An 8410-nucleotide genomic window follows, 5' to 3' on the forward strand; every position below is an offset into this window, starting at 1 on the left:
ATCGACTCGACGGTGGCGCGGGTTTCAAGTGCTGCGTGGTGGGGTGATTCGAGCATCTGCCAGTCGTCTCCGGCAGGCAGTTCCCCGGGCTGACGGTGGAAGACCGGCAACCGGGCAGGCATACCAGTGCGCGACCCGCCGGAACCGGACCCGCCGGAAGTGGGCGCACCGCTCGTGGAGAGGCTGGTGCCGCGAGCGAGGTGCTGACAGAGGTCATCCGCACTCACGATCTCCACCGCCTCCACCTCTGTGCAGGCGGGCACGACCAGGGTCTGTGCGGCGGCGTGATGGCGGCCGGTGTTGTACTCATGGTGCTTCCGGCTGCCCCGCCGCGGGCGCAGCGCGTCAGTCGCATGCACTGCTGTGGCACCCGCGGCTGTGGCACGTGGAAGGGAGCGCGCAGGCTGCTGGGGGAGTGCGGGCAGCGGAACGGGTGACATCGTCGTCACCTCCTCAACCGTGTGTGATCGGCTTCAAAGATTCATCTGGTTCGAATCTATCGTGAGGCACGGACACAACTCTCGACCGCGCGCGGAGAGCACTGAAGCCACAGGTGAGGAGCCGCGTGCGCGGGCACGCCGGTGACAATCCCACGAGTCCATTGCCCTCCGCGAGTGTCGCATCTACGATGTGAACATGTTCAGTGAACGTGTTCATTCCAGCGAGATGGAGGCTGCTCCGGTGCATGATCTCGCATCGGCACCTGGACCGGTTCCTCGTCCGCGCAGGGCGCGTCGCGATGCGCGTCGTGACAGGACCGAGGCGGCGATCCTCGACGCCGCGAGGGAACTGTTCTCCTCGAAGGGCTTCACAGCCACCACGGTGCGGGGGATCGCCGCACAGGCCGGGGTGAGCGTGGGCAGGGTCATGGCGGTGGGAGACAAGGAGCGCCTGCTCGTCCTCACTGTGGAGGCCGAGGTGCAGCGCATCCACGAACGTCGCATCCACGAGCACAGCTCCCACGAGCAGAGGCCTCCCCGGGAACCGGGCGGCGGAGGCTCCGCCGCAGGGGTGATCGGTGCCCTCATCCGGCCGTTCGTCTCGTTCTTCACCGCAGATCCCGAGCTGGCGCGCGAATACGGTGCGGTGCTCATGCGTGGCCGCACGCCGTCTGCGATATTCGACGGCCTCTCCGAGCGGCTGGAAGCGGAGATCGAGGCGGTCCTGCGGGCGCACGCCGTGGCACGCACTGCCACCCCAGACGCGCCCCGGCTCCGCGCCGCGGCCCGCACCGTCTATCTCGCCTACCTGGGCGCGCTCTTCGCGGCCGCCCACGGTGCACTCCCGTTCGAACGCATCGAGACCGAGGTGGCCTCGGCCGTCGACGCAGTGACCGCGGCCACGGACCGGACGACCCTGGGAGGAGAGCGATGCTCACACAGCTGAGCCTCTGGCTGACCCTGTTCCTCGCCGCAGTGCTCGCCGGGGACGTGCTGCTCTCCCTGCGGCCGCCGCGCTTCGTCCGCGACTGCCTTGAGGGTGTGCGCTTCCCCGCGGACTGGTGGTGGGTGCTCATCGTCGTCAAGCTGCTGGCTGCGGGCGGCCTCGTGCTCGGCGTGTGGGTGCCCGGCATGAGCCTCGCAGCCGCAGCCGGCGTGGTCGTCTACTTCCTCTGTGCCGTCACAGCCCATCTGCGCGCAGGTTTCCTCGGAAGCGCGTTCTGGTTCAACTGCCTCGGCATGCTCGCGCTCTCCGGGGTGACGGCGGGAGTCCTCACCGCGCGGGTGCTCACGCTCGGATGATGTCCACGCCCGCCCGGGCGAAGGGCTCCAGTGCGTCCTCGTCGCGGGCATCGGTCACGAGGGTCCAGCCCTCCGGCAGGGGCGCCCACGCCGCGACCCCGCGCACGCGCAGCTTGGAGGCGTCCGCGAGCACCACGGTGCGGTGGGCGCGCCGCGCGGCGAACTCCTTGACGTAGGCCTCCTCCAGGGTGGGCTCGCCCACTCCCTGGAGCGCGGAGACGGCGTCGCAGCCCAGGAAGGCGAGGTCGAAGGCGAAGCGGCCCAGGGCCTCGAGCGCCAGCGGGCCGGTGGTGCCGTGGGAGGCCGGTGTGAGCGCACCGCCCGCCACGTGCACGCTGATCCCCGGCCTGCCCACGAGCGTGATCGCGTTCTCGAGCCCGCGGGTCACCACCGTCACGTCCTCGACGTCCGTGAGGGCGTCCACGAGGGCGAGAGTGGTGGAACCCGCGTCCACGAAGATCGTCGCACCCGCGTGCACGAGACCCACCGCGGCGCGCCCGATCCCGGACTTGGACTCCGTGTTCACGGCGAGTCGCTCGGTGAGCGAACGGTCGTGGAACGGGGCGGGGGTGATCGCACCGCCGTAGGTGCGGGAGAGGTGGCCGTCCGCCTCGAGTGCTGCGAGGTCCCGCCGCACGGTGGACGGCGAGACCTCGCAGCGTTCCGCCAGCTCCTCGACCCGCGCGGTTCCGGAGTTCACCAGGCGCAGCAGCGCCTCGCGGCGTTCCAGGGTGGAGCGGTGGGGCCGGGCCATGTCAGCGGGGGAGGTACTCGGCGCGGATCCCGTCCACGAACGGGGCGTAGCCCACCGCGGCGCGGAACGCCGAGCGCATGGTGCCCGGATCCGCCTTGGCCTGACCGGCGATGTCGAACGCCGTGCCGTGGTCCACGCTGGTGCGCAGGATGGGCAGCCCTACGGTCACGGAGATCGTGCCGTCGAAGTCGAAGGTCTTCGCGGCGATGTGGCCCTGGTCGTGGTACTGCGAGAGGATCCCGTCGTACCGGCCCATGAGGCCCTGATGGAACACGGAGTCCGCAGGGATGGGGCCGGCGACCTGCAGTCCGTCGGCGTTGACCTGCTCCACGGCCGGTCGCAGGATCTCGATCTCCTCGTCGCCGAATGCGCCGTTCTCCCCGCCGTGCGGGTTGATCGCGGCGGTCGCCAGGCGCGGGTTCTCGATGCCGTAGACCTCGAGCGCGCGGTGCGCGCGCCGGATCGAGTCCGCCTGGGTCTCCAGCGTGATGGCGTCCAGCGCCTTCCGCAGCGACATGTGGCGGGTGGCGAAGAAGACGTGCATGTGGTGTCCGGGCACGTGCGAGCGCTCGACGACGAACATCGTGTCCTGCTTCGTCACGCCGGTGAGTTCGCCCAGCATCTCCGTGTGGCCCAGGTGCTTCGACCCGGCCTTCCAGATGGCCTCCTTGTTGATGGGGCCCGTGACGATGCCGGCGACCTGCTGATTCATCGCCGCGGTCGTGGCGATCTCGATGGACTTCACCGCGGCGCGGCCGGCGCGGGCGTCGACCACGCCCCACTCCAGCTGCTCGTCGCCGAGGACCCCGATGTCGAAGACGTCGATGACGCCCTCACCGGGGTGGGCCACGTCCCAGGAGTCCACGGCGCGGACCTCCGCGTCCAGGCCCAGGACCTCGACGGCGCGGCGCATGACGGAGGCGTCCGCCACCGCGATGCCGTGGATGCTCGGATCGCCGGAGTGCTCGTGGAGGACGGCGGCGGTGATCTCCGGGCCGATGCCCACCGGATCTCCGGGAGTGAGTGCGAGGACGGGTGCGGTCATGACTGATCCTTCCGAAGGGTGGAACGGTGTGTCTGGAGAGAACGGTGTGTCCGTGGGAGAGCGCCGGTGCGTGCGGGCCGGGCTCATGCGGAGAGCGCCTCGACGGCGTCCAGGCAGACGGCCGCGGTGTCCGCCGCGCCCACGAGGCCGCCCTTGGTGACGATGGGCATGCCGTGGTGCGCACCGCCCACGACGGTGCCTGCCGCAGCGAGCGGCACGACCTCGCCGCGCACCTCGATCCCGACGCCGTCCACGTGGTCGAGCACCGCCGTCGTGATGTCGCCGCCGGTGGTGTACAGCCCCCGCACCGCCGTGTCCGCGAGCACGCGGGCGGCGATGGCGCCCAGTGCCGTCGGCAGGGCGTCGCCCTCCTCGTGGGTGAGGTCGAGGAGGTCCGTCTCGTCCAGCACGGTCGCGAGCAGGACCACGGGAGCCGAGGCCGGTGCGCCGTCCGTGCGCCCCTGGGCTCCCCGGAAGGAGAGAGCGGCGAAGGCGGCGGCCACGGCCTCGGCGGTGGCGTCCTCGTCGAGGAAGCGGGTGCCGGGCCGGTAGCGGGCGCGCACGACCTCGCAGGTGCGCGTGCGCCGCAGGTGGGAGAGCTGGCGGCGCGTGAGCTCCGTCGCGGAGCCGGAGACCGCGAGGAGCGGAGCGGCCGGATCGTGCGCAGGGCGGCGGTGGTCGGGTCGGCTGGAGCCCGTGGGGGCCTCCGGCACGGTCGTGTGCGCAGATTCCCCGGCCCAGCCATCGGCGGTGTCCGCGGTGCCGTGCCCCCGGGTCAGACCCAGCGCCTCGGCGAGCGCCCACGTGCCCGGCCCCGGGTCGATCGAGACCCACATCGCCTCGGGACGCACGTCCGCGGCGGCCTCCGCGACGGCCGCGAGGTGTGCTTCCGTGTACGCGTCCGCGATGAGCACATCGGGTCTGGACGCGAGTGCGGCGGCGAGAGCGTCGCGGAGCGTGCTCCCGCCGGCCGTCACCGCCGCGATGCCTATGTGCGCACAGGTGAGGTCCGCATCCCGGGTGAGCAGCTCCTCCACGGAGGACGTGGTCATGGGGGAACGGACGTCGCGGGCGAGCTCCGTGTGCTCCAGCCGCTTCCCGCCCATGAGCTGCAGCCCGGCCAGCGTCTGCCGGTCCGCGGTGGGGAACGCCGGGGCGCAGAGGCCGATGGTCTCCGCGCCGGAGAGCTCTGCCACGGTGCGGAGGACGGCCTCGGCCTGCGGACCCACGTTGCCGCGCAGCGTGGAGTCGCAGCGGGAGGCCACGAGCCGGGCAGGCCACCCCGCACGGACGGCCTCGCGGGTGAGCGAGGCGGCGTGGGCGGGGGACAGGTGGCGGGAGTCCGTGGTGACGACGAGGGCGTCGAACTCCTCCCGGTAGGGGGAGATCCGCGCGGCGCGGTCGCTCTGGTCCGCGCCGGCGCGGATGGTGCCGGCGCGCAGACCCAGCCGGACCATGCCGTTGGCGGTGCCGTTGGAGCCCGTGAGGTCGTCGCCCACGATCAGGACATCGGACATGCGCCCCGCCTCAGCCGACCACGAGGTTGAGGACGATGAGCAGCGGGATCGAACCGGCCCAGACCACGGAGGTGATGCCGGACCAGCCCTTGATGGCGTCGAGTCCGTCCAGTCCCGTGAACTTCGTGACGACCCAGAAGTAGGAGTCGTTGAAGTAGCTGAACACCATCGAGCCGCAGACGCAGGCCATCACGGCGACGAGCGGGTCCAGGCCGGAGCCGGCCACCACGGAGGCGGAGACGGAGGCGGCGGTGATCATCGCGACGGTGCCGGAGCCCTGGGCGATGCGGACAACGGAGGCGATGATGAAGGGGACGAAGAGCACCGGCAGCGGGGTCGCAGCGACGGCCTCGGCGAGTGCCGCGCCCACGCCGGATTCGCGGAGCACGGCGCCCAGGCCGCCGCCCGCACCCGTGATGAGGAGGATGAGGCCGGCGGAGCCTGCGGCCTCGGCGAGCCAGTTGTGGACCTGCTTGCGCGGGGTCCAGCGGGGGAGCAGGACGTAGACGGCGAGGATGATGCCGATCGTGAGGGCGATGACGGGATTGCCGAAGAAGATGAGCGGCTGCGCCCAGTCGGAGGCGACATACGCGTCGTCGTCGCCGAGCACGCCCTGGCTCGCCTTGTCCACGGCGCTGGCCACCGTGTTGCCCACGATGAGCAGCAGCGGGAGGACGAGCGGGAGGGCGCCCAGCAGCGCGCTGGGCCGGTGCGGCTTGCGTCCGGGAGGGGTGGGCCCCAGGTGGTCCTCGGGGTTGTAGGTGGACACCGAGGTGAGGCTGCCGCCGTCGCTGCTGCCTCCGCGGGCTGCGAGCTCGACGTCATGGCCGGAGCCGTAGACCTCCTCCGCGACCAGCGGGTTGAGGCGCGCCTCCAGCTTGGGGCCGATCCAGCGGGCGTAGAGGACGACGAGGGGGAGGAGGCAGACGGTGAAGATGAGGCCGGTGAGGATGACGGAGCCCATGTCCGCGCCCAGGAGGCCGGTGACGGCGAGCGGGCCCGGCGTGGGCGGGACCATGTGGTGGGTGAGTGTCATGCCGCAGCCCAGGGCGAGTGCGAGGGTGACGTAGGCGCCCTTCTTCACGCGCGCGATGGAACGGGCCAGCGGATTCATGATGACGAAGCCGGAGTCGCAGAACACGGGGATCGAGACCAGCGAGCCCACGGTGCCCATCGCCCACGGCTCGCGGCCCTTGCCGAACATCCGGAGGAACGCACGGGCGAGTGCGTCGGCGCCGCCGGAGACCTCGAGGATCTTGCCGATGAAGACGCCGAGGCCGATCACGATGCCCACGCTTGCGAGCGTGGAGCCGAAGCCGTCGGTGATCCAGGTGATCGTGTCGAGGATGTCCGCGCCGGCGACGATGCCGGTGACGAGTCCTGCGATGAGGAGGGCGACGAAGGCGTCGAGGCGGGTCCGGAGGACCAGCACGACGATCGTCGCGATGCCTAGCACGAGGGCGAGTAAGAGCTGCACATCCATGGTTGGGGATGCTCCTTGCGGGATCGAGGGGCCCTGCGGTGAGCGGCGGTGACCGGCGCAGGCGGAATCAGAGCGAGTATACGCACGGATCACTCAATGTTTCCACATTTGTTGCTCACTCTGCGCAGAAATGCTGTCTGCAGACGTGCTGACTGCAGAGGTGCTGTGCGCAGAACGACTCCGTGCCGGACTAGAGGCGGAATCCTCGCGGAGACACAGGCGTTCTGGGGACGAGCCCGCAGATGCGCGGCCAGCAGGGTGCTGCACGCGGGCGGCAGGCTGTGAGGAGAGCGGAGGGCGACGGTATGTGCGAGCGGACGAGGGCACGGGAAGCGGAACGGGACGAGGCGCCGGAGGCCACGGCGGCGCCGGAGGCCATTGAGGCTGAGGCGGTGCCGGAGGAATCCGACCCCGGCCTCGGCGTCCTCCGTCTCGACGACCTCTGGGACCTGGAGTCCGGTCCGGCGTGCCGCGCGGACGGCACCTGCGACTGAGGGCACGCAGGCACACTCGCCGGCGCGCGTCTCAGAAGGGCCAGATGAGCGGCACGTACAGCACGGCGACGAGGAGGTAGGCGGCCATGAGGGGCAGCCCCAGCCTCCAGTAGTCGCCGAACCGGTAGCCGCCCGCCCGCATGACGATGAGATTGCCCGCCGTGGCGACCGGAGTGAGGAAGGATGCGGCTCCGCAGATCGCCAGGCCCATCATGAAGGGCTCCGGGTTGGTCCCCGTGGAGAGTGCCACGGCGGTGGCGATCGGGATCATCACGAGCACCGTGGCGAGGTTGGACATGAACTGCCCCAGCGCCATCGAGAGCAGGCAGAGGGCGAGCAGGGCCAGGTGCGGGGAGGCCGTGCCCAGGAACGAGAGCATGATGTCCGAGACGATCGTCGCGGCGCCGGTGTCCACGAACGCCGTGGACAGGGGGACCATGCCGCCCACGAGGATGATGATGCTCCACGGGACCGAACGGTAGACGTCCGGGATCTTCACCACGCGCATGGCGAGCAGGGCGCCGGCGGCCAGCATGGTGGCGACGGCGGTGGGGACGGCCCCGGTGGCGAGCAGGAGGACCATGCCCGCGAAGACGACGAGGGTCCGCCTGGCCCCGAGGCTCAGCGGCACCGCCCGCTGGAAGGACTGCGGATCCGCGACCGCGATGACGTCCGGGGAGGCGACGTAGCGGCGCAGGGCGTCCCACGGCCCCTGGACGAGCACGGCGTCCCCGGCCTGGAGCTCCATCGCGTGCGACTCGCCCTCCGCACCGCGGACCACGGAGCTCTGCTCCTCCCCGCGGCGCACGCCGAGGATGACGAGGTCCTCCCTGCTCGTGGTCATCCCGGGTGCGACCTTCCGCCCGATCAGCGACGAGCGCGGTGCGATGAGGACCTCGGCGACGCCGCCGCTCGCGGTGAACAGATCCTTCGGCACGATGTCGACGTGGTAGTTCTCCTGCAGCGTGCGCGCGTGGCTGACGGGATCAGGCATCGCCATGGCCTCCGTCGTGCGCACGGGCAGGAGCCTGTCGCCGGCGAGCAGGACGATGACGATGGTCAGAGCCACGAGGGGGATGCCGACGAGGGCGAACTCGAAGTAGCCGAACTCCCTGCCGCCGGCGGAGGCCGCGGCCTGAGAGGCGACGATGTTCACCGGCGAGGCGGTGAGGGTGAGCAGCGAACCGCCGCTGGCGAGGAAGGCCAGGGGGATGAGCATCTTGGAGGGGACGATCCCGGCCCGGACGGTCACGACCACGACCACTGGGAGGAGGGCGCCGACGGTGCCGCTCACGCTGATGAAGGCCCCGAGGATGCCTGCCGTCACCCCGATGATGAGGGTGAGTCTGGTGCGTCCGCCTCCGGCCTTCGCGAC

Annotated in this window: 9 protein-coding genes; 3 read left to right on the top strand and 6 right to left on the bottom strand. The window is 71.1% G+C overall.

Annotated elements, in window-relative coordinates; genetic code table 11:
- A partial coding sequence (locus tag ABD240_RS03190) for a hypothetical protein (protein ID WP_344335075.1) occupies window positions 1–263 on the bottom strand: 263 nt, incomplete at its 3' end.
- Window positions 264–681: 418 nt separating this feature from the next.
- On the opposite strand from ABD240_RS03190, the gene ABD240_RS03195 reads away from it, so the two are divergent.
- Window positions 682–1386, top strand: a complete 705-nt coding sequence (locus ABD240_RS03195) for a TetR/AcrR family transcriptional regulator (RefSeq protein WP_291796982.1) — start codon at window positions 682–684, stop codon at window positions 1384–1386.
- On the top strand, window positions 1371–1742 hold the full coding sequence (locus tag ABD240_RS03200) for a DoxX family protein (RefSeq protein WP_291796979.1): 372 nt from the start codon (window positions 1371–1373) through the stop codon (window positions 1740–1742). The genes ABD240_RS03195 and ABD240_RS03200 overlap by 16 nt, the downstream gene beginning before the upstream one ends.
- On the opposite strand, the gene ABD240_RS03205 is transcribed toward ABD240_RS03200, so the two are convergent.
- The 4 genes from ABD240_RS03205 to ABD240_RS03220 form a co-directional block, all read right to left on the bottom strand.
- The gene (locus ABD240_RS03205; RefSeq protein WP_344335081.1) at window positions 1729–2496 is read right to left on the bottom strand and encodes a DeoR/GlpR family DNA-binding transcription regulator; all 768 of its coding nucleotides are present in this window, start codon (window positions 2494–2496) and stop codon (window positions 1729–1731) included. The two genes, ABD240_RS03200 and ABD240_RS03205, sit on opposite strands and share 14 nt — an antisense overlap.
- Before the next feature lies 1 nt (window position 2497).
- Window positions 2498–3541, bottom strand: a complete 1044-nt coding sequence (gene pdxA / locus ABD240_RS03210) for a 4-hydroxythreonine-4-phosphate dehydrogenase PdxA (protein ID WP_344335085.1) — start codon at window positions 3539–3541, stop codon at window positions 2498–2500.
- 83 nt (window positions 3542–3624) lie between these two features.
- Window positions 3625–5058, bottom strand: coding sequence for a four-carbon acid sugar kinase family protein (locus ABD240_RS03215; RefSeq protein WP_344335088.1), 1434 nt, complete (start codon window positions 5056–5058; stop codon window positions 3625–3627).
- A 10-nt stretch (window positions 5059–5068) separates the two neighbouring features.
- Entirely contained in the window at window positions 5069–6541 is a 1473-nt protein-coding gene (locus tag ABD240_RS03220; protein WP_291795386.1) for a GntP family permease, read from the bottom strand.
- A gap of 305 nt (window positions 6542–6846) precedes the next feature.
- Here ABD240_RS03220 and ABD240_RS03225 point away from each other — a divergent pair, with 305 nt between their 5' ends.
- Complete coding sequence (locus ABD240_RS03225; protein ID WP_291795388.1) at window positions 6847–7035, top strand: hypothetical protein; 189 nt, start codon at window positions 6847–6849, stop codon at window positions 7033–7035.
- Window positions 7036–7066: 31 nt separating this feature from the next.
- Here the strand turns inward: ABD240_RS03225 and ABD240_RS03230 are convergent.
- Window positions 7067–8410, bottom strand: a 1344-nt coding sequence (locus tag ABD240_RS03230; protein ID WP_344335092.1) for an SLC13 family permease, incomplete at its 5' end; no start/stop codon positions are given.

Origin of the sequence: Brevibacterium salitolerans (genome assembly GCF_039531405.1) — a bacterium.
Classification (GTDB): Bacteria; Actinomycetota; Actinomycetes; order Actinomycetales; family Brevibacteriaceae; genus Brevibacterium; species Brevibacterium salitolerans.